The organism is Maribacter sedimenticola, from assembly GCF_900188415.1.
Classification (GTDB): domain Bacteria; phylum Bacteroidota; class Bacteroidia; order Flavobacteriales; family Flavobacteriaceae; genus Maribacter; species Maribacter sedimenticola.
The window spans coordinates 727,617-752,245 of record NZ_FZNV01000001.1 but is presented as its reverse complement, the minus strand read 5'-3'; the positions used below and the strand labels follow the sequence as shown (position 1 = coordinate 752,245).

Annotated in this window: 18 protein-coding genes and 2 tRNA genes; 10 read left to right on the top strand and 10 right to left on the bottom strand. The window is 38.5% G+C overall.

Annotated features, from left to right (window positions below; all coding sequences use genetic code 11):
* The first annotated feature begins 29 nt into the window (after positions 1-29).
* From CHB68_RS03065 to CHB68_RS03050, 4 genes are all read left to right on the top strand, one after another.
* Positions 30-101: transfer RNA gene (locus CHB68_RS03065), tRNA-Gly, on the top strand.
* A gap of 44 nt (positions 102-145) precedes the next feature.
* A tRNA-Leu gene (locus tag CHB68_RS03060) sits at positions 146-229 on the top strand.
* Positions 230-347: 118 nt separating this feature from the next.
* A complete protein-coding gene (locus CHB68_RS03055) occupies positions 348-983 on the top strand; it encodes a SanA/YdcF family protein (protein ID WP_089259379.1) in 636 nt (211 codons plus the stop codon).
* Between the two features lie 59 nt (positions 984-1,042).
* Positions 1,043-2,299, top strand: a complete 1,257-nt coding sequence (locus CHB68_RS03050; RefSeq protein ID WP_089259378.1) for an NRAMP family divalent metal transporter — start codon at positions 1,043-1,045, stop codon at positions 2,297-2,299.
* 12 nt (positions 2,300-2,311) lie between these two features.
* On the opposite strand, the gene CHB68_RS03045 is transcribed toward CHB68_RS03050, so the two are convergent.
* From CHB68_RS03045 to CHB68_RS03015, 7 genes are all read right to left on the bottom strand, one after another.
* Entirely contained in the window at positions 2,312-4,231 is a 1,920-nt protein-coding gene (locus CHB68_RS03045; protein WP_089259377.1) for an OmpA family protein, read from the bottom strand.
* A gap of 11 nt (positions 4,232-4,242) precedes the next feature.
* Positions 4,243-5,223: a PorP/SprF family type IX secretion system membrane protein gene (locus tag CHB68_RS03040; protein ID WP_089259376.1), complete on the bottom strand. Its 981-nt coding sequence runs from the start codon at positions 5,221-5,223 to the stop codon at positions 4,243-4,245.
* A gap of 8 nt (positions 5,224-5,231) precedes the next feature.
* The gene (locus tag CHB68_RS03035) at positions 5,232-10,343 is read right to left on the bottom strand and encodes a Calx-beta domain-containing protein (RefSeq protein WP_179213127.1); all 5,112 of its coding nucleotides are present in this window, start codon (positions 10,341-10,343) and stop codon (positions 5,232-5,234) included.
* A gap of 154 nt (positions 10,344-10,497) precedes the next feature.
* A complete protein-coding gene (gene fabD / locus CHB68_RS03030; protein ID WP_089259374.1) occupies positions 10,498-11,391 on the bottom strand; it encodes an ACP S-malonyltransferase in 894 nt (297 codons plus the stop codon).
* 75 nt (positions 11,392-11,466) lie between these two features.
* Complete coding sequence (locus CHB68_RS03025; RefSeq protein ID WP_089259373.1) at positions 11,467-11,976, bottom strand: gamma carbonic anhydrase family protein; 510 nt, start codon at positions 11,974-11,976, stop codon at positions 11,467-11,469.
* Positions 11,977-11,991: 15 nt separating this feature from the next.
* The gene (locus tag CHB68_RS03020; RefSeq protein WP_089259372.1) at positions 11,992-12,723 is read right to left on the bottom strand and encodes a LytR/AlgR family response regulator transcription factor; all 732 of its coding nucleotides are present in this window, start codon (positions 12,721-12,723) and stop codon (positions 11,992-11,994) included.
* Positions 12,723-14,909: a histidine kinase gene (locus tag CHB68_RS03015; protein ID WP_089259371.1), complete on the bottom strand. Its 2,187-nt coding sequence runs from the start codon at positions 14,907-14,909 to the stop codon at positions 12,723-12,725. Before CHB68_RS03015 ends, CHB68_RS03020 begins: the two co-directional genes overlap by 1 nt.
* 204 nt (positions 14,910-15,113) lie before the next feature.
* Between CHB68_RS03015 and CHB68_RS03010 the strand changes: the two genes are divergently transcribed.
* Positions 15,114-16,289: a vWA domain-containing protein gene (locus CHB68_RS03010; RefSeq protein WP_089259370.1), complete on the top strand. Its 1,176-nt coding sequence runs from the start codon at positions 15,114-15,116 to the stop codon at positions 16,287-16,289.
* 41 nt (positions 16,290-16,330) lie between these two features.
* On the opposite strand, the gene CHB68_RS03005 is transcribed toward CHB68_RS03010, so the two are convergent.
* A complete protein-coding gene (locus CHB68_RS03005) occupies positions 16,331-17,353 on the bottom strand; it encodes a PorP/SprF family type IX secretion system membrane protein (RefSeq protein ID WP_089259369.1) in 1,023 nt (340 codons plus the stop codon).
* Between the two features lie 123 nt (positions 17,354-17,476).
* On the opposite strand from CHB68_RS03005, the gene CHB68_RS03000 reads away from it, so the two are divergent.
* The 5 genes from CHB68_RS03000 to CHB68_RS02980 all read left to right on the top strand — a co-directional run bounded on the left by CHB68_RS03000 (position 17,477) and on the right by CHB68_RS02980 (position 22,465).
* Positions 17,477-18,385, top strand: a complete 909-nt coding sequence (locus CHB68_RS03000) for a NifU family protein (RefSeq protein ID WP_089259368.1) — start codon at positions 17,477-17,479, stop codon at positions 18,383-18,385.
* Between the two features lie 72 nt (positions 18,386-18,457).
* On the top strand, positions 18,458-18,658 hold the full coding sequence (locus CHB68_RS02995; RefSeq protein ID WP_089259367.1) for a dodecin family protein: 201 nt from the start codon (positions 18,458-18,460) through the stop codon (positions 18,656-18,658).
* 74 nt (positions 18,659-18,732) lie between these two features.
* Positions 18,733-20,769, top strand: a complete 2,037-nt coding sequence (locus CHB68_RS02990; protein WP_089259366.1) for a thioredoxin domain-containing protein — start codon at positions 18,733-18,735, stop codon at positions 20,767-20,769.
* Positions 20,770-20,855: 86 nt separating this feature from the next.
* On the top strand, positions 20,856-21,680 hold the full coding sequence (locus CHB68_RS02985) for a mechanosensitive ion channel family protein (protein WP_089259365.1): 825 nt from the start codon (positions 20,856-20,858) through the stop codon (positions 21,678-21,680).
* Between the two features lie 95 nt (positions 21,681-21,775).
* A complete protein-coding gene (locus tag CHB68_RS02980) occupies positions 21,776-22,465 on the top strand; it encodes a hypothetical protein (RefSeq protein ID WP_089259364.1) in 690 nt (229 codons plus the stop codon).
* A 9-nt stretch (positions 22,466-22,474) separates the two neighbouring features.
* Here CHB68_RS02980 and tsaB read toward each other — a convergent pair whose 3' ends face one another.
* Entirely contained in the window at positions 22,475-23,161 is a 687-nt protein-coding gene (gene tsaB / locus CHB68_RS02975; protein ID WP_089259363.1) for a tRNA (adenosine(37)-N6)-threonylcarbamoyltransferase complex dimerization subunit type 1 TsaB, read from the bottom strand.
* 80 nt (positions 23,162-23,241) lie between these two features.
* A complete protein-coding gene (locus CHB68_RS02970; protein WP_089259362.1) occupies positions 23,242-24,591 on the bottom strand; it encodes a TolC family protein in 1,350 nt (449 codons plus the stop codon).
* Positions 24,592-24,629: the final 38 nt, after the last annotated feature.

Genomic DNA, 24,629 nt, shown 5'->3' with positions numbered 1-24,629 from the left:
CTTTTAGGAGATGTACGTTCATTAAAATTGCGAAAGTAGCTCAGGGGTAGAGCATCACCTTGCCAAGGTGGAGGTCGCGGGTTCGAATCCCGTTTTTCGCTCAAAAGATGCCGTTTCACGGCATTTTTTAATTACTACCAGATTGGCTCGAGTGGTGGAATTGGTAGACACGCCGGACTTAAAATCCTGTGCTCTTTGGGGCGTGCGGGTTCAAGTCCCGCCTCGAGTACAAAAACCCTTGTTAATCTTTTGATTTTCAAGGGTTTTTTATTTAGTATCATTTTATATTAAAGATTGAGCTCCAAAAGTTAATAGGTAATATTATCTTTAATCAAGAATAGGAGTAGATGCTAAAAACAATTTTAAAGATTTCCGGAGCATTGTTAATTGCGTTATTACTCGTGATAATTTGTTGCAATGCCATTATTACCAGCACTACCGAAGACAAAACATTCTTTGATGTCCAACAAATTCCTACCAATAGGGTTGGTTTAATTCTTGGTACATCCAGCAGATTAACGGATGGTTCTCCAAATCCCTATTACACACACAGAATAAATGCCACGGTTGCCCTATACCAAGCCAATAAAATTAAATTTGTACTGGTTAGCGGGGATAATGGAACTATTTATTATAATGAACCGGACACTATTAAAAAAGACTTGATCAAAGCAGGCATACCCGAAAAAGTAATTTTTCTGGATTATGCCGGATTCAGAACATTGGATTCCATGGTTCGCGCAAAATTTATTTTCGGATTGGAAAAGGTAACGGTAATATCCCAACAATTTCATAACGAACGCGCCATATATATTGCCCAACAAAAAGGTTTGGATGCAATTGGTTTTAATGCAAAAGACCTTTCTACATCACAAGGAATCAAAGTTCAGGTTAGGGAATATTTAGCTAGGGTAAAGGTGTTCATAGACGCACTTTTAAATACACAGCCCAAATTTTATGGCGAGCCCATAGAAATAAAATAGATCTTTACAGCTTCAATTAAAAAGTTTACATTTATGGACACCAACCAAAACTACATCTCGTGTCCAGAACAGGAAAACTGCTTAGAAATCTAGGTCCAGGGTTATTATTTGCCAGTATGGCCATTGGCACCTCACATCTGGTATTATCCACAAAGGCAGGTGCGCAATATGGTTGGTTGATGGCCATTCCTATTATCCTGGCCAATATTCTAAAATATCCTTTTTTTGAATTTGGTGTGCGTTATACCAGTGTTACCAATAAAACATTGATTGAGGGGTATTTAAACAGGGGTAAGGGGTATTTATGGTTTTATGCAGGGATAACATTGCTGACCACTTTTACAATCTTAGCAGCACTGTATACGGTTACCGCAGGATTGTTCATTAATCTCTTTGATATAGGTCAAAGCTCTGTAGCTACAGTAGCACTTTGGCTTTTTATTATTATCAGTGCGTTGCTCATTTTCGGTAAATATAAATTTTTGGAAATTAGTTTAAAATTTGTGGTCAGTATTCTATTCGTAGCCCTGGTCATTACCACAATATTAGTGCTGTTGCAGGGGCCTGTGCCCCATGTACCCAATTTTAAGCCTACTCCTATATTCAATGAGGTAGGTGTTTTGTTTTTAATAGGATTAATGGGTTGGATGCCTACCACGGTAGAAGCTTCTAGTTGGGTAAGTCTTTGGAGTATTGAAAAATGGAAGAATCAACCAAAGCCAAGTTTAAAGGAATCATTACAGGAATTTAATGTTGGTTATGGAATTACGGCTATCCTAGCCCTATTCTTTATGATTATAGGTTGGTTTACCTTATATGGCACTAATACGCAATTGAGTGACAATGCTGTTAGTTTTGCTGATCAAATAGTACTTTTATTTACTGAACATATAGGTTCATGGGCCTATATATTCATTGCAATATCTGCATTTGCGACCATGTTCAGTACATGCATGACGGCACACGATGCCATTACTAGGGTAAGTTTGGACATTATTACCTTATTAAAAGAAAAAAGTACGGTCAAGAAGAAGAATAACAAGTTATATTTCTCTATTGGTGTCATCTTATTGGCAGTAATCAATTTTGTGGTCATTACTGCCTTTAGTGCCAACATGGGGAACCTTGTAGCCTTGGCTACTTTTGTTTCATTTGTAGTCGCCCCTATCATAGGCTATATGAATTTAAAGAACGTTACCAGTAGTGAGGTAGCCCCAAACTTAAGACCGAACAAAAATCTAAGGCTTTTGACCTATATGGGCATCGTCTTTTTGTCGTGTTTCTCCTTGTACTACTTTTACATTGTAATCTTTTAGGACAACATACCCTTATTTATCTACCACAACGATTAAAGTACGTTCATTTTGCTTGTGAAGAAAATCTAGACAATAGGCTCCATTGGTACAGTTGTTCTTTATTTTTTCCTCTCCAAAACCAACTACATCTACAATATTATTTGGACTTACACCTTTTTGAAGCAAATAATTTTTAATGGTATTAGCCCTATCCGTAGAGAGTTTTTTATTGTAAGCGCTACTTCCCCTACTGTCCGTGTGGTTTTCAATTACCATTCTTAAACTTGGAAAATGCATAACGGCATCCACCACTTTGTTAAGCTCGGTTTCTACTTGAGCGTTCATGATAGATTTACCTTTATCAAAATAGAATTTATCCAATTTTAATATGGTTTTATCCTCTTTATTGGTCAGTAAATCCTCTAGTTTTACTAGTCCCATATTAAAAGATTTGTTTTGAAGATCTTCCATACCATCTTCCGAGTAGGTCGTAGACAATTGAGAATAGCCATCCTTGGAAGTCTGTACCGTAATCTGACTTGACCATGGCACCTCAATTCTATAATCCCCATCTACCGTTGAAAACGTTTCCTTTAGAACTTCACCCTCACGGTCTAACAATTTTATACTCACCTTGTCCAATCCTACCTTGTTGGTAAGGTTCACTACCTTACCTTTAAGAGTGAATGTTTTAAGCCCAGGGGTATTTTTTAAACTAAATCTATAAAGATCATCACCACCTTTCCCCCCATTCCTATTTGATGAAAAATAACCAGTCAATGAATTATTATCGGCACCTTCTTTAATGATAAAACCAAAATCATCCGCTACCGTATTTATTCCGTTTCCTAGGTTGACCGGTATCGTAAATGCATCACCTTCCAACATATTGGATTTATAGATATCCATACCACCATAGCCATAAAAAATATCCGATGAAAAATAAAGGCTTCCGTTATGGATATAGGGCGATATCTCGTTACCCGGAGAATTGATACGGGGGCCAAGATTTTTAGGCGCAGAAAAAATTTGACCATTGTTAGTGTACACATAATACAAATCCGTACCACCGTAACTATCATCAAAATTGGCAGCAAAATAAAGACGACCAGTTGTATCGTCCATAAACGGATAATAAAAAGATGTACTAAGGTCTTTCAATAAAAAACTGGATTTACCACTATCCGTTAAAATACCTATGGCCAATGCATTTTTTCCGTTATCATCATAAGCAAGCTCATCGTTTTCAGTATTGGAAAGAATGTAATAGAACGATGCATATTTTTCCGAATAATATGGGGTTGATTTATGAAATTTTGAATCTGGGATTTTATCGAAAACCCTAACATCCACTAATTCCCCATCAGCACCTAACTTGCCATAATAGATATCTAAATAGGATTCTCCAGAGGGTTCATAAACACTCTTTGATTTTTGAAGCCTACTACTGGAGAACAACAACCCATCTTTATAGAATGTTGGTGAAAAATCTCCTTGGGCACTATTGGCACCTATGCCTTCAATTACCGTATTGCTATTGTCAGTGGCAATTTCCAAAAGGCTGTAATTAAATTCTGCATTTTCAAGAAGTTCCGGAGATAACTTATCCGCTTTTGACCTTAAAAAAGTTTTAACCCGTTCCCGTTCAGAATTTTTACTTAGGCTCTGCAATAATTTATTAAATTGATTGACAGTCATTATGGTGTCATTCTTATTGACATCCAGGTATAGTTTTGAAGCATCGTCAAACTTACCAGTTTGAAAATATGCATCTGCCAAGTTCAACAATTGCAGATTGCTTAGCGACCTTTTGGCCATTTCACTCTTATATTCCGCAATTGCTTTTTCATATTGATAGGCATAGAACAAATCATCCGCTTTGGATTTTTTTTGCTGTCCCAATAGCGAAAATGGAAGGAAAAATAAAATAGTAAGATATAGTTTATAGTTCATTTTCGTTCGCTTTAAAAGAATCGAGGTGAATCAATTTGTTTAGGTTTGCCCTTTGCATTTTTATCCTTGTCACCACTATTTTTGGTAGGACCGCTTCTACCAATGTAAAATTTCAGGATTACCTCATGAGAGCCATTATTGAATTCCCCTAATAAATTGGTATTATAATCATATGAATATCCTACGAACAATGAATTGGAAACCTGAAACCCTGCAAGGCCACTAAAGGCGTTATCCAGGCGGTAAGAAGCACCCGCCGTAACTACATCGGAAATTAAAAAATTAGTGGATAAATTTACGTTTACCGGAGATCCTTGAATAGAGTTTACCAAAAAGGCTGGTTTAAATTTTAGGTTATCCGAAATATTGAACACATATCCTCCTATAAAATTAAACTGAATCTTATCCTCAACAATTGCGGCAACATCATCATTATACACACCTTCCGTTAAAAAGTTGGGCACAGATGCGCCCAAGTACCAATCATCTGAATATAAAAATGCACCCGCACCTACTGTGGGGTAGAATTTGTTGAGCATTTCCTCGTTTAAATTCTCTCCAGGATTTTCAAAAGTACCTTTGGAAAAATCTACATTTAAGAAACTTCCACCCGCGTCTATACCAAAAGAAAGCTTGGTTTCATCACTGACCATAATCTGGTATGAGTATGAAATATCCGCATAGGTCTGGGACATTGGTCCCAATTGGTCACTTACTACGTTCAACCCCAATCCTACCTTCTCATTCTGAAAAGGCAAATTGGCCCCAAAACGAAACGTTCTGGGCGCACCGGGTATATCTATCCATTGTGCCCTATATAGTGCCGATAATTCCGGAGATTCAACAGTACCCACGTAAGCCGGGTTAAAACTGCCAATATTATACATATACTGCGTATACTGCGGTTCTTTTTGTGAATATGCATTAAAGCCTAAAAGACAAAATAGTACCAGTGCAATTGTATAACCCTGTGTATTTAAGTTATAATCCATAATTTATTTTATCTGATAAGCTGTATCCAACCCTTGTCAATAACTGCGGGTTCATTGTTAATGCTATAATTCATAATATAAAAATAGGTTCCTTTTGGCACTTCCTTACCCTTATAGGTACCGTCCCAAACATCCACATCATTTATTTTTTCAGTTTCAAATACCAAGTTTCCATAGCGGTCATAAATCTTGATTTTGTACTGCAGATTTACTTCTGTTTGCACACCTGTTTCCGGGTCTGTCAACGTACGATTTATACGTAATATCTCATTTTGATTATTACCATTGGGCGAGAACTGGTTAAATAGGAAGCCAGGCTCTGCTTCCGTCTTATTGATGACCTCTACCTCAACCGTAGCTTCATTGTTCAACGTATTGCCATCTCTTGGAAACGATGAGACAATATTGGCCGTATTGGTGAAAACACCTATTTGAGGAACTCTGGCGCTAATAATCAAGCGTGCGGTTTCTTCCCTGTTCAATGACGGAATACTCCAATTACCTGTTGTTTCATCATAGACACCATTAAAATCAGATTCCGCCGATACGAATTCAAATCCGTTTTCAGCCAAAATCAAATCGTTGACCACAATATTGGTAACCACATCCGATTCGGAAATATTGGTTACCCTGATAATAAACTCTACCACATCGCCTACCAGTGCCTTATCCGGGCGCGCTTCTTTCTCAATTTTTAAATCCACACCTTCAGGAGCCTCCGTATTCAAGATTACGGTTGCCTCATCATTGGCCGGATTATTGTCCGTTGGTATGGATTCCAACAAGGTAGCCGTATTTGTATAAGGTCCCTGCTCCGCAACAACAACGGTAATGGACAGCTCAACAGAGAGGCCTGCCTCTAACTCAGCAATATTCCAATTCCCCGATATTTCATCATAATCGGCAGAAGTGGAGGAAACAAAATCAAAACCAAGTTCTAATAGATCACCTACAACTATGGCCCTGGCGGTCCTATTGGATAAATTGGTCACCAAAATTGTAAAGGTTATGGTATCACCTACCAAGGCATCTGGATTGTCAACCGTCTTCAATACTTCTAAATCAATGGGGTCATCGCAGTCGGGTGATTCGACCGGATCACAAGGATCGTCCGGATCAGAACCGTTGGTCTGTTCGTCCAAATCGGAAATACCATCACCGTCCGTATCACAACTGCCATTAAATCTATTTGGAATACATGGGTTATTGTTTGCCGGATCCTGTTGATCGTTGACCCCGTCATTGTCGGTATCCAAAATATTGGAATCCAATGCATCGATTATACCATCATTATCTTCATCTAAGGGATTATTGATATCCGGCCCTACTTCTTCACCATCATTGATACCGTCCCCATCCGTATCCGGATTATTGGAATCCGTACCCAGACCAACCTCTTCACCGCCTAAAAGTCCGTCATTATCATTATCACTCTCACAATCACTAACGTTGATGGTCACATCTACGGAAGGATTTGTACATGGTGCCGTTGAATTTGTTGTCGTAAATCTAAAGATATAGTCTCCGGAAGTCAATCCTTCAAAATTGACCACATTGGTAGAGTTGATCACTACATTATCCTCAGGTCCCGAAAGGAAAACCCATACACCGGCATCTGCATCCGTTAATGTACTATCCAGATCTAACGATGTAAGACCGTTTGTGGCCAAACTACAGATAGAAGCATTTTGTGCCGTTCCCGTAGTAGCCTGTACCCCTACACGAGCAACTACTTCTTGCCGAGCCGTGGTACAACCATTTTCGGTTGCCTCTACATAATATGACCTTGTAGCGCTTAACCTTGGTGTGGTAAACGTTTGACCAAATGCAATAGGAGTATCGGCATCAATGGCATCATACCAATTTACGGATGCTCCCTCACTAGGTTCCGCACTTAATAAAAGCGTACCGGGACCACAACGCTCGTTACCTGCAACATTAACAAATTGTGGAATGGTATTTTCTACAATCTGTACCTCTATGGTACCACTTGCACAATTATTTGTCGCATCATAAAAGAAACCATAGTATGATGCTTGTGTATCTATGTTTTGCGCCTCTGTTGGCGATAAATGGGAATCTGTATTCAAGGGGTCCGATACCCTACTCCATGTTAATACGGTACCTGCAGGAGCCTCAGATTGTGTATAATCATATAAATTGGCAATAAAGCCATCGTCACTTCCATCTTCCACACAATAGATCATAGATACCGAAGGGTCCAAAATTGGTGCGGCCACACAATTATCATCATCATTGATCGTACCTATGGCCGTGCCACCATTGGTTCTTTGCACATTATTGGTTGGTACTCCTAATTGCACGGTAAACGTTTCCGTTTCTTCCAAAAGTTCGTCATTGATGATCGGGACTACAATTTGCAACGTTTCGTTTGCCGTACCGGTAAATGTCAAGCTTCCATTGACACCGTCATAATCGGTACCCCCTCCAATAGCCGCATCATCCTCAAAAGAATAGGTAACCGTAGTTCCGCCCACAACGGCAAGATTAAGTACTACATTGAACAATAATTCACCAGAAGCAACATCTTCATTTACCGTTGCATTGGATATGGACAAAGAAGCTTGGTCGTTATCCTCTATGACTACGGTAGCGGAACGAGTTGCGGCTGCCCCCAACACATAACCTGTGCCAGTGGCAAGGGTAATGACCACATTTTCAGAGCCTTCCTGCAACTGATCATTGATCGGGGTAATGGTAAGTACGGCGGACTGCTGTCCATTAGGAATCACCACCGCATTCGTATTTATTTCGGAATAATCCACACCATTTGTAGCAGTACCGCTTATGGTATAATTTACCGTTATGGCACTTCCTGTATTGTTGGGCGAGTTAAGGTTGATGGTAAATTCTCCCGTGGCCAGAGCACCGTTACTTTCCGCGGCCGTAGCATCGGAAGCCGTGATGCGAGCTATGTTGGCATCATCACTGATAATAATGACAGTAGCACTATTCTGGGCTGCAATAGTATATCCTGTACCTGCTGCCAATGTTAGAATTACCGTCTCGTTATTTTCAATAGCACTATCATTGATAGGTGTAATGGTTACCGTTGCCGTACGTTGATTATTGGCGATGGATACCGAACCACTTAAATTACTATAATCTAAACCTTGTGTAGCGGTACCGGTCATGGTATAATTAACCGTAATGGGGCTACCTGTTTGGTTAACCGCACCCAGGTCTATAGTAAAAACACCATTGGAAACCGGATTTTCATTGGCAGAAGCCGTTGTGGACTGTACACTGGCCTCAAAGGTATCATCATCATCGTTGATTACCGTAACATCGTCAACGTCATCACCATCCAACCCATTATAACTAACATCCGTTGATGTTACATTTCCCGTAACAATGGTATATTCCACATCACCATCTACGGCAGAATCGTCAACACCGGTAATGGTAACCGTTGCCCCGGTTTGCCAATTGGTAGCGTTCATTACAACATTGGCCTGAACCGTACCTTCTGTTTCATCACTACTGCTCAAAGCAATAGTAACCGGAGCCGTAGGTTGGGAATCCAAGGTGACCAAAAATGTAGCCGTTGCACCATCCTCAGAGGTGTTACCACTAATGGCACCTATATTAATCCCAATAGTATCATTATCATTGTTTACAACCGTAACATTGGCTACATCTGCACCTGTTAGACCATTATAGTTGGAATCCGTAGATGTAACATTCCCCGTGTTGATAGTATAGGTAATATCACCATCTGCCACATTATCATCTACTCCGGTCACCGTTACAGGAACCCCTGTATCCCAACTAGCTACAGGAACAATGACAGAAGCCGGAACCGTACCTTCCGTAGCATCCGAACTGGATAACGCTATGCTTACAGGTGCGCTAGGCTGGGTATTCAAGGTTACGGTAAAACTTGCCGTGTCCAAATCTTCACTGGTATCTCCACTGATCGGGCTAACGGTAACCCCAGGAATATCATCATCTATGATAGTTACAATACCAGAATCGACCGCACCAATTTCAAAAGCCGTAGTACTTGGGCCTGCATCGATACCCGTAATGGTCAATATTACGGTTTCGTTCCCTTCTACCAATACGTCGTCAATAGCTTCAACATCTATAACCCTAAAAGAACTTCCATCCTCAATTATAAGGGTACCACTTAGGGCCACGTAATCATCATCTGGGGTTGCATTACCTGAAATAGTGTAACTTACCGTAAGGTCATCTCCCGTATTGTTTTCTTCACTAAGATTTATCCTAAACCGACCATTTTGACCTTGATCTTCATTTACAGTAGGCCGTACAGGATCAACTGACACCTCTATAAAATCATCGTTTAAAATAGTACCTTCTGCGTTTGGTCCTAGGATGATATTACTATTGTCAACACTTGTCAATGTAATTTCAAAAGTTTCATCAGCTTCAATATTGCTATCGTTTAAAGTGGTTACTGCCAATTGTTTTGAAACTTGACCTACGGCAAATGTAACCGTTCGTTCACCGGCACTGTAATCTTCAGGGTCTTGAAGCGTTCCTGAACCGGGAGTAGCGGTTCCACCAGAAAAATTAACAGTTACTGTATAATCAACTTCGACCCTGGTATCGGCCACGAGATTAAACACTAAATTAGTACCTTCCTCAGCACTTGTATCACTAACAGTGACCGTGGCAAAGTCATTATCCTCTATAATCATGGTAGCGGAATTACTCGCCGAACTAGAGTTTATATCATAATCGTCACCTGGTAGCAAAACTATCCTTACCGTTTCCTCTCCTTCAACTAAAACATCATCATTAATACCATCAACAATAATATAACCTTCAAATACTCCTGCTGGTAGTACCAATTCCCCTGAAAGATCATTGATATCCACTCCACCCTGTGTAGCCGTGGTAGAGGACAAATCTACTTCGTATTTAATAGTACGTTCTATACTTGGTTGAAAAAAGCTAAACACTTCTACTAGAAAACGACCGGAACTGTTTGGCCCTAAAGTTTCACTTCCGTTTCTATCAACACTAACAGTAGTTATTTGACCATACATCAAAGATGACCCCAACAACATTCCAAAACAAAAAAGTTTAGTGATTATACTTTTATACCTATGCCAATTAAGCTTATTCATTTTCATAGCGTTTATTAATATCCCATAGATTCACGAAGATTGTTCTAGATCTTCGCCAAAAAATAAGGGCCTCAATATTACAAAAAAATCAAGGTAAAGCCCTCACAAACAGTTGAAAAAAGGATTTTTGGGTTGAACGGTATTATAGCCGCTTTTAAGCTTCCATATCCAGGGATGGGGACTGCGTTTGTGCACTGGGCTCAATTTTTCTGATCAGCCCCTGTAACACCTTGCCCGGACCTATTTCCGTAAACAAGCTAGCGCCATCCTTGACCATTTGCTGTACACTTTGCGTCCATTTTACCGGGGCCGTAAGCTGCAACATTAAATTTTTCTTGATTTCCCTGGCATCATTTACCGCTGTAGTAGGTACATTTTGATAAATAGGACAACTAGGCACTGCAAACTGAGTATTTTCAATGGCTGCTGCCAATTCTTCCCGTGCCGGCTCCATTAAGGGCGAGTGAAAAGCTCCGCCAACAGGTAACATCAAGGCGCGTCTTGCACCTGCTTCCTTTAATTTTTCGCAAGCCAGTTCAACGGCAGCTACCTCTCCTGAAATAACCAATTGTCCCGGGCAGTTATAATTTGCGGCTACCACTACCCCCGTGGTTTCCTCACAAATTTTTTCAACGACATTATCATCAAGACCCAAAACGGCCGCCATAGTAGAAGGTTTAAGCTCACAAGCCTTTTGCATGGCCAAAGCACGTTGCGATACCAGTTTTAATCCGTCTTCAAAACTTAACGTATTATTGGCCACCAATGCCGAAAATTCACCCAATGAATGGCCTGCGACCATATCTGGTTTAAACGCATTTCCCATAACCTTGCTCAATATTACCGAATGTAGAAATATGGCAGGTTGGGTAACCTTGGTTTCCTTTAAACCTTCTGCCGTACCATTGAACATTACATCTGTAATATCAAAGCCCAATATTTCATTTGCCTGTAAAAAGAGTTCTTTGGCAATTGGGTATTTTTCATAGAGATCCAATCCCATTCCAACAAATTGGGCACCTTGCCCAGGAAAAACATATGCGTTCATAACTTTTAGTTTAGGTGCGGCAAAAATACGGATTTTAGACAGACCCCAATATCGTAATTGAACGAGCTTATAACCCTATTCCTTAAACCATCCGGAATACATGATATAAGCCTCTGCAATTCTATTGATTTCACCCTGGCTCAATTCTGGACTGATATCCTTAATCTTTTTTGCCGGCATACCCGCAAAAATGGTTCCGGAAGGCACGTGGGTACCTTTGGTCAAAACGGCGCCTGCAGCAATTATACTATTACTTTCCACGACACAATCGTCCATAATAATGCTACCCATACCCACCAATACATTATCATGGATCGTACAACCGTGCACTATGGCATTATGGCCAATAGATACGTTGTTACCTATGGTAGTAGGTGATTTTTGATAGGTACAATGTATTACCGCACCATCCTGAACATTGACCTTGTTACCCATTTTAATAAAATGGACATCGCCCCTTAAAACGGCATTGAACCATACGCTGCATTGGTTGCCCATACTAACTTCACCTACAATGGTAGCATTTTCCGCTATAAAACAATCCGCTCCTATTGATAGACTTTTCCCTCTTACTTCCTTGATCATGTAAATTGAATCTATTTAATTAAAAAACGCTAGAAAATCCTTCTTTTTGGATGCCGAGACCAACAATTCCTTGCCATTGGACATAACCACACTACCGCCTTTTCCTTTTCTATATTTTACCACTTCATTTACATTGACCAAGTAAGATTTATGTACCCTGGCAAAAGGAAAATCCGCCAATGCATCTTCAAAATATTTTAATGTTTTGCTTACCAATATCTTGGTGTTCACCAAATAAATCTCGGTATAATTGTCGTCTGCCTTACAATATAGTATTTCCGGAATATTCAAGACCTGAAAACCATCTTGCTGGGGCAGCGTTAACTTACCGGTAACGCCTTTAGATTTGGAACTAAGGACCTCTCCTTCCAAGGCAAGTTCCTTGGCACGTACCGTTGCCACATAATCAACAGCATTGATCAACTCATCAATATTTATAGGTTTGGTCAAGTAATACGCCGCATGATGGTTCAAGGCATCTTTGGCATATTGATCATAGGCGGTGACAAATACGGTTTCAAATGTTCTATCGGGCAATTGGTCCAAGAGATCAAACGCATTGCCAAACGGCATTTCCACATCTAAAAACACCAAATCCAGCGTATGGTTCTCAATGAGCACCATAGCCTCTTTAATGGAGGCCGCTTCGCCGACCAACACAACATTTGTGCAATATTTGGAAATATAGTTTCTTATAATTTCCCTACTATTGGCTTCGTCCTCTACTATGATCGCTCTTAATTCCATTATTCTTTTTTTAATATGAACAACACCTTGGTTCCCGATCCATCGGTCTCTAAATCAGAAATATTGATAGACACCTTGTCCGAGTACATATCGTTCAAAATGGCAACACGTTTCTGTATAATCCCCATGCCCTTGGATTTTTGTTTCTTTTGATTTTGTGTTTTGATGGATGCCGATTTTTTACGGCCTATTCCATTATCGGTAATGCAAATGGCCACAGAATTATTGCTTTCTACCTTGACCGATACATAAAGTAGCCCTTTGGTTTCCCTGTACCTTAAACCGTGCCAAATGGCATTCTCAATATAGGGCTGCAATAACATAGGCGGTATTTGATAGTTATTTACAGGGACCTCATCGTCCACCACAATCTCATAATCAAATTTATCCTTAAACCGTGAATGTTCAAGCTTTATATACAATTCTAACTGTTCCAATTCCTTGGCCAAGGGTATAAAGTCCTCTTCAGAGTTTTCAAGGACGGAACGCATGAGTGTAGAAAACTCACTTAAGTATCTATTGGCACTGCGCTCATCGCTTTTGGAAATAAAATTATTGACTGAGTTGAGTGCATTGAAAATAAAATGTGGGTTCATTTGAGACCTTAGTGATTTTAAGGCCAATAAGTTGTTCGTTAATTTTTGTTGCTGATTGCTTCTATAAAAAAAGAACGCTGCCAGCACGGTCAACAACAAGCCAAAAATTAAGGAATAAATGACCCATTGCTGTCTTTTATAACTTTCTTCCACCAATTGCTGTTCGGTAAGCGCCAGGTCATACTTGCTCTGGGAAAGCTCCCTTTCGTTTTCAAGTCCTACCAACCTACTTTGGGCATTGGCAATATCCCTGTTAATACGGTTGGCCCTGGATATTTCCTGTTCCTTTCTGATATAAAGCGTATCTACCAATGCCACATAGGACTGGTAGGTATCCAAGGCCTTGGTGTAGTCCCCTTTTTCCTTATAAACTTCAGAAAGTTTTCTAGTCGCATCTTTCTGGACTACGAGATCATCTTCCGTATCTGCCTCAATAATACTTTTTTTCAGGAACGGAATGGCTTCGTTATACCTATCCTGTGCTATGTATGCATTGGCAATCTTGTAATTAATACGCTGTGAAGTAATGGTATCCGCTTGGTCCAATTTTGAAATACCCAATTTGGGCGTATTCAGTTTTTTAATATCCTGCAAGCTTCTCTTCCGCATATTTATTTCCTCGTTGAACCTGCTTTTTTCGTTATAAAAATCGGCCACCTTTTCATTCTCCTGCAGTGCCCTTAATGGCGCAGATGCTTCTGCCAACTGCAGCGAATTGTCAAAGTAGGCTTCTGCCTCTATAATTTTGTTTTCACGTGAATATGCCTCTGCTATCTTGGAGTTTAAGTCAATTAACTTTGGGGTAATCTGGTTCTTTTCCGCAATAAGCAAACCTTCCTTATAAAATTCAATGGCCTGCAGTACTTCACCGTTCCCTTTTTTGGCATCCCCCATTAATTCATATAAGGTTACCCGTTGATAGGGCACCATAGTTTTTAGTGCCATTAAAGGATCTAACAATATTATGGACTCATTGAATCTAGAGGACATATTATAAACCTTGGCCAATAAAAGCGAAGTCTTGATCGTTTTGTTGGCCTCCAGTGCATCTTCGTAATTATCAATGGCCAAATCTATTTGTTTATGGTACTGATAAATTTCGCCCAGTTTAGATAACGATCTAGCCAGTTCTTTCTTTTGACCCCGTTTGCCAAGGATAGAAATGGATTGGGCAACAAAATCGATACTTTTCTCAATATCCTTATCCTTGTAACGTTCTGCAGAATCCAATAAGGTTTCATGTCTTTGCGTTACACTTTTGGTATTGGCAGACCTTGACAAGGTATAGTCCTCTACTTGTATCAACACATCATCGTTACCCTTAATTCTATATCGCACCGTTTCCATATCTACGGCCTCTACCACAAGTTCATCCCCTATGCGCACCTTGATCTTAAATTCCCCTAAACCGTTGGTAAGTACGTAATCGCCCAAATTTGTGGAAACAGACACTCCCGGTATAGGCTTACCGGTTTCCTTTACCTCGACCTTACCGTTGAGTATAAAAGTTTTGGGCGTTTGTTGAGCTTGGCAGAATGCCGTACCTGATGCCACAATAATTAACAATATGAAAACAACAATTTTTTTCATGTCCAATGATTGCTGTAAACTTAGCTGATTTTTATGGTTCTAAAAAATAGCATAATGCACGCTCCACTTAGTAAACACTTCCTTTTTACCCGTTAAAAAACCAGACCGTACCGTTGACTAAGCCAAAGGTTACGTTGCCTCATTATGGTTATTTTAAAAAAAAGTTTCGCTTTAGTTTGGTCCAGAATTTATAATACATCGATCATGAAAAAATTTAATAAAATTTCAACTACGGCATTTTTATTTTTAACACTAACAACGGCGTTTGCCTGCAATGAAAAAAAACAAGACAACACAGTTACCTTATTGTCCCATAGCCTACAAGCTACAGAGCCATCTAGGGACAATACGGTACAGATTGCATTATTGTTGGATACCAGCAATAGTATGGACGGACTCATAAACCAGGCTAAATCACAATTATGGGATATTGTAAACGAGTTCAGCTCGGCTAAATGCGGAAATGGCACAAGACCCAATTTACAAATTGCGCTTTACCAATATGGCAATGACAACCTTTCCTCAAGTGAAGGTTACGTGCAACAAGTATTGGATTTTAGCAGTGACCTCGATGAAATTTCCGAAAAACTATTTTCATTGACCACCAACGGTGGAGAAGAATATTGCGGCAAAGTCATACAAACTTCATTGCAACAATTACCTTGGAAAAATAATCCAGACCATTTGCGCTTGATCTTTATTGCCGGTAACGAACCTTTTGACCAAGGAAGATATCACTATAGAACGGCTTTGGGCAATGCCAAGGAAAAAGATGTTGTCGTAAACACCATTTTTTGTGGAAACTATGAACAAGGTATTCATACCTTTTGGAAAAATGGAGCTACAATGACCGGCGGGGAATATATGGCCATTGACCATAATAAGGAAGTAGTACATATAGATACTCCGTATGACGAAATAATTATAGAACTAAATTCCAAGCTAAACACTACCTATATCTCGTATGGTGCTTTAGGGCAACAAAAAATGTCCTCACAAAAGGAACAGGACTACAATGCCTATGAAATGGAAGAAGCCGTAGCCGTGAAAAGGGCCGTGAGCAAAAGCTCCAGGCTTTACAATAATAAAAACTGGGATTTGGTAGATGCCTATGATGATGATGCATTTAATATAGAGGACTTAGAAACAAAAGACCTTCCAAAGGAACTGCAACAAAAAAGCAAGACGGAAATTAAAGCGTATGTAATGGCCAAAAAAGAGGAACGCGAAAAAATTCAACAACAAATTTTGGATTACAATACCAAACGCACAGCTTATATCGCTAAACATCAGACAGAGAACAATACGGGGGAATTGGAAAATGTAATGATCCAGGCACTTAAAAAACAAGCTGCATCAAAAAACTATAGTTGGGAATAAACATTATATCAAAGGGCCCATGTACCAACTAATGGGCTCTTTTAATTTGCAGCGGGACAATAACAGTCATATTTACGTTCGGTTTGCCCAAAGTCGTACCCTAAGGTAATCTGGTGAAAACCACCATTGTCAAAACGGATGCTACCCATTTGATAGGAGTAATTATAGGACACCATAAAATTCTTGATATTGGCTCCTACAATAGGCGTTACCAATTGCAATCGTTGTTCTCCAAAAGAACCGCTATCTTGAAATTGTGCACCATCAAAACTTCTTCTGTAGGATAGTCCTCCCCAGATACGGCCAAAATCTACATCCCTATATACCTTGGCATTAATATCAATATTTTTTTCCTTGGTAAATTCGGTCAATTGAAAAAGTATGGAAGGTTCTACTTGCCATTCATTTTTACCGAACACGTAGCCAGTTGAAATTAGATACCTTCTAATATTATCAATAACCAATTGATCGGGATTGTCCTGCCTATCCCTATAATACACATTTCTCTTACTACCCGTAAGGGCGTTGGTCACTGCAAAATGCGTATAAAATTCCTGAAAGTTGTATGAAATACCAATATCCACATTAGAATAAGAGGCACTTAATTTAATTCCTGCTACGGCTGGATCGGGCTGGGCAGACCTAAATTCCGTTTCATCTAAACTACTTTGTAAAATGGTAGCGCTTAAACCAAATGACAATTGGTTCAATACTCTCATATCACTACCGCCCATTCTTAAATGATGGGCATAGGTCAATTTTAATCCCGTTTGTGAATGATAGCCATTGGCATCGTTAAAAATAATAGCCCCTATTCCACTTGGTGAATCCCCCAGTCTAAAATGGCCATTTATAGTTTGTAAACTTGGGGCATCTTCTACATCAAACCATTGTTTTCTTGCGGTAGCCCTAATTTTACCACCTTGTGTAATTCCCGCCATGGACGGAAAAACCAAATAGTAATTATCAGATAAATAATCAAAATATACGGGTATACCTTCTTGAGCTTTGGATTGGGAACCTACTAAAAGCAACAATAAAAACAATACTAAGTTGTATCTCATCTTGGGGCGTTGAAACTAAAAATTAGTTCTAATATTATAAAGTGTATAACGGGTTAACCATAACATTATTATGTGTACTTAAACTAAGATTTCCTTCGTATTTTTGCATAAATTAAATCAGCAATGAAAGAGTATTCAATTACGGTTGTCAAAACAAATAACCCTAACATATTAAAATTCGAAACTAATCATTTATTAGTACACCGAAAAAACTACGAATATAAAAATATTGACGAAGCCAAAAATTCACCACTGGCACAGCAATTATTTTATCTGCCCTTTATAAAAACGGTATATATTTCCGGGGATTTTATTGGGTTGGAAAGGTTTGACATTGTTCAATGGGAAGATGTCAAGGATGAGGTTGCACAGCAATTGGTAGAATACCTAAACGCGGGTGAACCCATCGTTATAGAGGAAGATACGGACAAGCCTATTCCTGTTACGGTATATGCCGAGGTAACGCCAAATCCTTCCACTATGAAGTTTGTGGCCAGCAAAAAAATCGTAGGTGCCGCTTTTGAATTTAAGAATATAGATGAGGCAAGAGATTCTAAATTGGCAACGGCCTTGTTCCAATTTCCATTTGTCAAGCAAGTCTTCATTGACGAAAATTATGTATCTGTTTCCAAGTTTGAAGTTGCGGAATGGGATGATATTACCATAGAACTTAGAGAATTAATAAGAAACTTTATAGCCGATGGCAAGGAGATTGTGGCGGACACTGCAAAATCTAACAATCCTACCCAGGTTTCAGAAACGGTAACTACCCAACCAACCATGGACCTGGATGAAACATCACAGGAAATTGTAGATATTCTAGAAGAATATGTCAAGCCTGCTGTAGCTAGTGACGGTGGAAATATTATGTTCAAGTCCTATGACACGGAAACCAAAACGGTAAATGTTATTCTACAGGGCGCATGTAGCGGTTGTCCTTCATCTACATTTACTTTAAAAAATGGTATAGAGACCATGCTCAAGAATATGATGGGCGATAAGGTCAATGAGGTAGTTGCGCTAAACGGTTAAAGATTCAGCGCATAGAATTAATTAGTAACAAGCTTTTTTTGTAACTTGTAATGAACCTAAAAATAGAATAACATGGCAGTTTTAAAAGTAATTGAAATATTGGCAAATTCTGATAATGGCTGGGAAGATGCAGCAAAAAAAGCTGTAGAAGAAGCAGCAAAATCAGTAAAAAATATCAAATCCGTTTATATTAACGAGCAAAGCGCCACGGTAGAAGATGGTAAAATCAAAAACTACCGGGTAAATGTTAAAATAACTTTTGAAGTAAAGTAATATTAACAGATTGTATATAAAAGCGCCTTTTGGCGCTTTTTTTTGTTCAGAACTGTACCATAAACATAGTAATTATGCAAGCACCTTATACCAACGATCTCATTCATGAAAGCAGTCCATATTTATTGCAACATGCGCATAACCCAGTAAATTGGGTAGCCTGGAGCCAAAAAGCATTGCTCAAGGCCAAGAATGAAAATAAATTGATCTTGATCAGTATTGGTTATGCCGCATGTCATTGGTGCCATGTTATGGAACATGAATGTTTTGAAGATGAGGATGTGGCAATGACCATGAATAAAAATTTCATCAATATAAAGGTAGACAGGGAAGAAAGACCCGACATAGACCATATATACATGGATGCATTGCAAATGATGACCGGTAGTGGTGGTTGGCCTCTTAATATTTTGGCCTTGCCGGACGGAAGACCTTTTTGGGGAGCCACCTTCGTAAAGAAAGACCAATGGATCCAGGTATTGAACCAATTACAACAACTGTATGAAAATGAGCCAAATAAAATAATAGGGTATGCCACCAATATGCACCAGGGTCTAAAGGAAATCAATTCGATTTCTGCAGAAAGCTCCGTGCAAAATATTTCAGCTACAACCTTAGCAGAAGTTGTTACTACATGGTCCGCCTATTTTGATACTTATTTAGGAGGGTATAAACGTGCTCCAAAATTTATGATGCCCGTAAATATCAATTTCCTCTTGCACTATGGTCAAACCCAACAGGACCAGATGGTAAAGGAATATGTTGCGACCACATTGACCAGAATGGCCTGGGGCGGAATTTTTGACCATGTTGGAGGTGGTTTCTCCAGGTATGCAGTAGATACCAAGTGGCATGTACCCCATTTTGAAAAAATGCTCTATGACAATGGATTATTGATCAGTTTATATTCAAAAGCTTTTGCCGCGGATTCTAATGCGCTTTATAAAAATGTAGCCCTTCAATGTATTAATTTCCTCAAGGAAGAACTACTTGACGAAAACCATGGGTTTTATTCCTCTTTGGATGCTGACAGCCTTACCCCCAAAGGTACATTGGAAGAAGGAGCCTATTATGTTTGGACAGAGGCGGAATTAAAACAGTTGCTTCAGGAGGACTTCACTCTTTTTAGTGATTATTTCAATATCAATTCCTACGGCTATTGGGAAGATGACAATTATGTATTGATCCGGGATGATGAGGCAGCATCAATTGCAGAAAAACATAATCTTAATACAAATGTAGTAGTTGAAAATATATCAAAAAATCTAACGCAGTTAAAGATCCAACGCCAACTAAGGGCCAAACCCAGATTGGATGATAAAATATTGACCAGCTGGAACGGCTTGGCTTTAAAGGGTTTAACGGATGCCTATAACTATTTAGGAAATTCCGATATCTTGGACCTTGCCGTCAACAACGGTAATTTCATTGTAAACCAAATGCTCAAGGCCAACGGTATATTATATCGCAACCATAAAAATGGTAAAAGTACAATTTCTGGCTTCCTAGAAGATTATGCCGCCGTAATAGAAGGATTTTTAGGACTTTATGAAGCCACTTTTAATTTATTCTGGATGAATAAAAGTGTGGAGCTCACCAAAATTGTGATCGAAAATTTTACGGATCCAAAAACAGGATTATTTTATTTTACGGCAATAAATGGGGAATCGTTGATCAGAAATACCATTGAAGTTGCAGATAATGTTATTCCGTCCTCCAATTCCATTATGGCCCTAAATCTTTTAAAGTTGTCCAAGTACTACCCAGAAGAAAGTTACCAAGATCGGCTGGAACAAATGATGGGTACTATGCATGCGACTATATTGGAAAATCCACAAAATCACGCCAATTGGCTTCATGTTTCCTCATTGATGAACGAAAAATTCTATGAAGTGGTCGTTATAGGTGAAAATTATGAACGCATTTGCAAAAAAATGCAAAAGAGCTATTTACCATATACTATCTTTGCTGCTTCAGATGTAAAAACCAGTGAATTTCCACTGTTTAAAAATCGATATGTTGAAGATAAAACAATGATATATGTGTGCCACAACGGCACTTGTCATTTACCGGTAGAACGTGTAGAGGATGCATTGAATCTACTTACATAATTTCCCTGAAATTGGTCTACTTTCCATATAGATAAACTTGAATTCCCTGGTAAACTTTTATAAAAATTAAAATTTTAAATGTAGTTATGGACAAGATCATGAATCTTCAAGAGCATGCGGACAAAGCACTAGAATGGATGTGGGCCGTATTGCCTAATGTTATAATCGCCATTATTTTATTGGTTTTAGGAACGTATATTATTAGGTTCATCAATAAAATGGTACGCAAGTTTTTTCTTAGAAAGGATTATGACCTTGCCCTGGAAACTTTTTTACAGAGTTTTATCAGTATAGCCCTTAAAATAATTCTGTTTGTTTTGGTAATTACCCAACTAGGTGTACAGACCACGTCTTTGGTAGCCATTCTTGCCTCTGCCGGACTGGCAATTGGTTTGGCCCTACAGGGTTCTTTGGCCAACTTTGCCGGAGGTGTACTTATATTATTGTTTAAACCATTTAGAATAGGTGATTTTATTTCTGCTCAAGGTGTAGATGGAACAGTAAGGGAAATTTCAATTTTCACGACTAAAGTGAGCACCTTTGGGAACCAGATTGCGGTAATACCAAATGGTCAATTATCAAATAACACAATTATCAATTATAATGCATTAGACACCAGAAGAGATAAAATTGATGTAGGTATAGGTTATGGTTCAAATATAAAACAGGCAAAGGAAATTCTGCTGGCTATAGTTAATGAACGCGATACCATCCTTAAAGCACCAGCCCCAGAAGTTTACGTTGGTGAACTAGCTGATAGCTCGGTAAACCTAACCTTACGTTTCTGGGCAAACAACCCAGATTTTTGGGCTGCACATTTTTATGTGTTGGAAGAAATAAAATATAGATTTGATGCTGCAGGAATTGAAATTCCGTTCCCACAACGTGTGGTGACTCAACTAAAGAGTTAATTCTAAAAAACACTTAAGAACCTCCTTTTGGAGGTTTTTTTGTATACTATTGTAAATCAATGCTTTAATTTGTATATTTAATAAAATTAGACGCCATGTACAAATTATTTTCTTTCCTGTTTTTGATGACACAAATTGTTCTTTCGCAAAGTGTACAACCTATTGGAAATTCTAGTGGATTAATGACCACGGCACAAATGGGCATGTCCTATTATGAAGTGCCCATAGAAGGTACTCCCTATGTAAACGAGCTGTTCAAGAAGGGAACCACCATTATTAACGGAAACTATAAAAATGATGGGTTAATGAGGTACAACGCATACCAAGATGCCATAGAAATAAAAAACGAAAATGGTTCCGTACGTACATTGTTAAGAAGGGAAAATATAATAGCCAATATTGATGGTACCATGTATATGGTGAGGAATTACAAGAGCATGGGTCAAATAAAAGCTGGGTATTTTAATCCCCTAAATGAAGGTTATACGCGTCTATTATTAAAACCAAAGAAAATATTCTTACAAGCTGAAAACCCTGAGAATGGATATGATGTATATAAACCTGCAAAGTATATGGACGTCTCCTTATATTATATACAGCAAGGTGATCATCCAGCAATAGAAATAAAATTGAACAAAAAATCTGTTTTAAAATTGTTGGGCGGCAATAGCGATAATTTAAAAAAATACATTAAACAGAACGATCTAAACCTTAGGTTACAGGAAGATATCATCAGGTTATTGAACTATTATAACACTTTGGACAATGATAATACAATGCTTTAGTCCAAATAACTAGGTATTCGATACTTTTTTAGTCTGCAATACAAAATCCTTTAAATAATAAGGTTCAAAATAAGCTACATCCTCAAATTTCTGTTCTTTGAACTTATCAAAGGAAAGTAAGGCCATTTCTTTGGAAGAAGGAACTATATGTGTGTGGAAAATAACTGTACCTGTATTCAAAACACCTTTTATTTTTTCCGCTCCACTACCTACGAAATGAACTGTTGCGCCTCCTAAATATTCTTGAAAAGAATGTTCATCGATTATTTCAGCTTTTGTATCTCGTACTTGGTTCATTTGGTAATTAAAAACTGCGGAATATACTTCCATCCGCCTAGCATCCAATACCGGAACTACAACCGCATTATTTTCAATATCCACTATTTGTGATGCCATGCTTTTCAATGTAGAAATAGAAATCAAAGGTATACCTAGAGCATAACACAGCCCTTTTGCCGCCGAAACTCCTATTCGAAGTCCTGTATAAGAACCTGGGCCCTTACTGACCGCTATAGCTTCTATATCATCCATTTTAATAGTGGCTTCTTCAATTACTTCCTCAATAAACACATGCAATTTCTCCGCATGCGAATAGTTAGCTGAATTTAATTCTCTAATCGCAAGGATTATTCCGTCTTTAGCGACACAAACGGAACAATTGGTAGAAGATGTCTCTAAATTTAATATTAAGCCCATATTGCAAAGGTATTACATCCTATAAAATGAAAAAGCCTGTAACACGTAAATGTTACAGGCCTTTAAATTATGTGATTATATTAGTTTAAGGAAAGCGGTATCCCAAAATAGAACTCAAGAACTTTTATTCTAAAAATATAATCGTATTTGGTTCTTATTACATCTGCTTCTGCATTATCCACTCTAGATTGTGCTTGGCTAAAATCAAATGCGTTCATTAGTCCAACATCATACCTTTCCTTTGAGTAGTCATAGGCCAATCTCCTAGCCTCTAACGTTTTTTCAGCTGCTTCGTAAGCTTTGGCAAAACTTTTTACATCAACATAGGCTTGGTTGACATCGGTCTCCAATTGTAATTTATTCTCCTCTAATTGTAATTGAGAGCGTAAAATATTTATTTCTGCACGCTTAATATTGTTCTTATTTTCAAAACGATTAAAAATTGGAACATTCAGCTGTACGCCATAAGAAATACCATCATTCTGCCACAACTGGTTTGAGAAGCTTTCTCTCTCTAAAAGCCCAGTAATATTATTAAAACGTTCTTGATCGGAATACCTGGTGTTATAATTAAAGAAACCTACAAGTGTTGGCAATAAAGCGCCTTTGGATATTTTTAAATCTTGTTCAGCAAGAGCCACATTACTTTCTGAAAATTTTATATCATTTCTAAAAGATAAAGCTTTTGCAAAAATCTCCTTAGGGGTTTGAATAAGAATTTCTGATTGCGGAACATCTATATCGATTTCCGCTATATCAAAATTATCATAATCTGTAATTTGCAATAATTGGGCTAAACTTATTTTTGCGATAATTACTTGGTTCTCCGTAAGAACGATTTGCTGTTCTTGACCTGCTGCCGTTGCTTCAATTTCCAACAAATCTCCTTTGGGCAGAACACCTGCATCCACAAGTTCGGAAGTTCTTTTTAAATCTTGTTCAGTAACGGCATATTGTGCTTTTTGGGTAACCAAAGTTTCTTTTGCGGAAATAATATTTAAATACGCAAAAGCGACATTTAAACGTATATCGTCCTTGAGGTCATCCAAGCGATATTGATTGGCCAAGGAATTCATTTTTGCTCTTCTTAACCTATTGATATTTCTTAACCCATTAAATAAATTCACATTAGAACTTAAACCACCGTTGGCCGTTAATATTGTTGTAGTTACCGGTTCTTGGGTTGTAGGGTCAAAAGACAGACCGGTATTGGCAGAAGTTGTAACACTGGCATTTGCGTTGGGCAAAAAATTCCCAAAGGCATCAGACTCACCGATCTTTGCTTCTTCAAAATCAAGTTCAGATTGCGCAATACTTATATTATTCTCTTCTGCATACAAAATACATTCTTCCAAGGTCCATTTTTTCTGTTGGGCCGTAACTACCACAACAGAAAACAATAATAGTAGTCCTGTTATTTTTACTTTCATTTGTTTTCTTTTTTGAACCGAACCTAAGTTTGGCTACA

Bases quoted from the DNA above. Each gene is read 5' to 3' on its own strand.
- CHB68_RS03000 (WP_089259368.1), top strand. From the start codon at position 17,477: ATGAAAGAGTATTCAATTACGGTTGTCAAAACAAATAACCCTAACATA.
- CHB68_RS03040 (WP_089259376.1), bottom strand. From the start codon at position 5,223: ATGGATTATAACTTAAATACACAGGGTTATACAATTGCACTGGTACTA.
- CHB68_RS02990 (WP_089259366.1), top strand. From the start codon at position 18,733: ATGCAAGCACCTTATACCAACGATCTCATTCATGAAAGCAGTCCATAT.
- CHB68_RS02970 (WP_089259362.1), bottom strand. From the start codon at position 24,591: ATGAAAGTAAAAATAACAGGACTACTATTATTGTTTTCTGTTGTGGTA.
- CHB68_RS03025 (WP_089259373.1), bottom strand. From the start codon at position 11,976: ATGATCAAGGAAGTAAGAGGGAAAAGTCTATCAATAGGAGCGGATTGT.
- fabD (WP_089259374.1), bottom strand. From the start codon at position 11,391: ATGAACGCATATGTTTTTCCTGGGCAAGGTGCCCAATTTGTTGGAATG.
- tsaB (WP_089259363.1), bottom strand. From the start codon at position 23,161: ATGGGCTTAATATTAAATTTAGAGACATCTTCTACCAATTGTTCCGTT.
- CHB68_RS03010 (WP_089259370.1), top strand. From the start codon at position 15,114: ATGAAAAAATTTAATAAAATTTCAACTACGGCATTTTTATTTTTAACA.
- CHB68_RS03020 (WP_089259372.1), bottom strand. From the start codon at position 12,723: ATGGAATTAAGAGCGATCATAGTAGAGGACGAAGCCAATAGTAGGGAA.
- CHB68_RS03005 (WP_089259369.1), bottom strand. From the start codon at position 17,353: ATGAGATACAACTTAGTATTGTTTTTATTGTTGCTTTTAGTAGGTTCC.
- CHB68_RS03035 (WP_179213127.1), bottom strand. From the start codon at position 10,343: ATGAATAAGCTTAATTGGCATAGGTATAAAAGTATAATCACTAAACTT.
- CHB68_RS03055 (WP_089259379.1), top strand. From the start codon at position 348: ATGCTAAAAACAATTTTAAAGATTTCCGGAGCATTGTTAATTGCGTTA.
- CHB68_RS03045 (WP_089259377.1), bottom strand. From the start codon at position 4,231: ATGAACTATAAACTATATCTTACTATTTTATTTTTCCTTCCATTTTCG.
- CHB68_RS03015 (WP_089259371.1), bottom strand. From the start codon at position 14,909: ATGAAAAAAATTGTTGTTTTCATATTGTTAATTATTGTGGCATCAGGT.
- CHB68_RS02985 (WP_089259365.1), top strand. From the start codon at position 20,856: ATGGACAAGATCATGAATCTTCAAGAGCATGCGGACAAAGCACTAGAA.
- CHB68_RS02995 (WP_089259367.1), top strand. From the start codon at position 18,458: ATGGCAGTTTTAAAAGTAATTGAAATATTGGCAAATTCTGATAATGGC.
- CHB68_RS02980 (WP_089259364.1), top strand. From the start codon at position 21,776: ATGTACAAATTATTTTCTTTCCTGTTTTTGATGACACAAATTGTTCTT.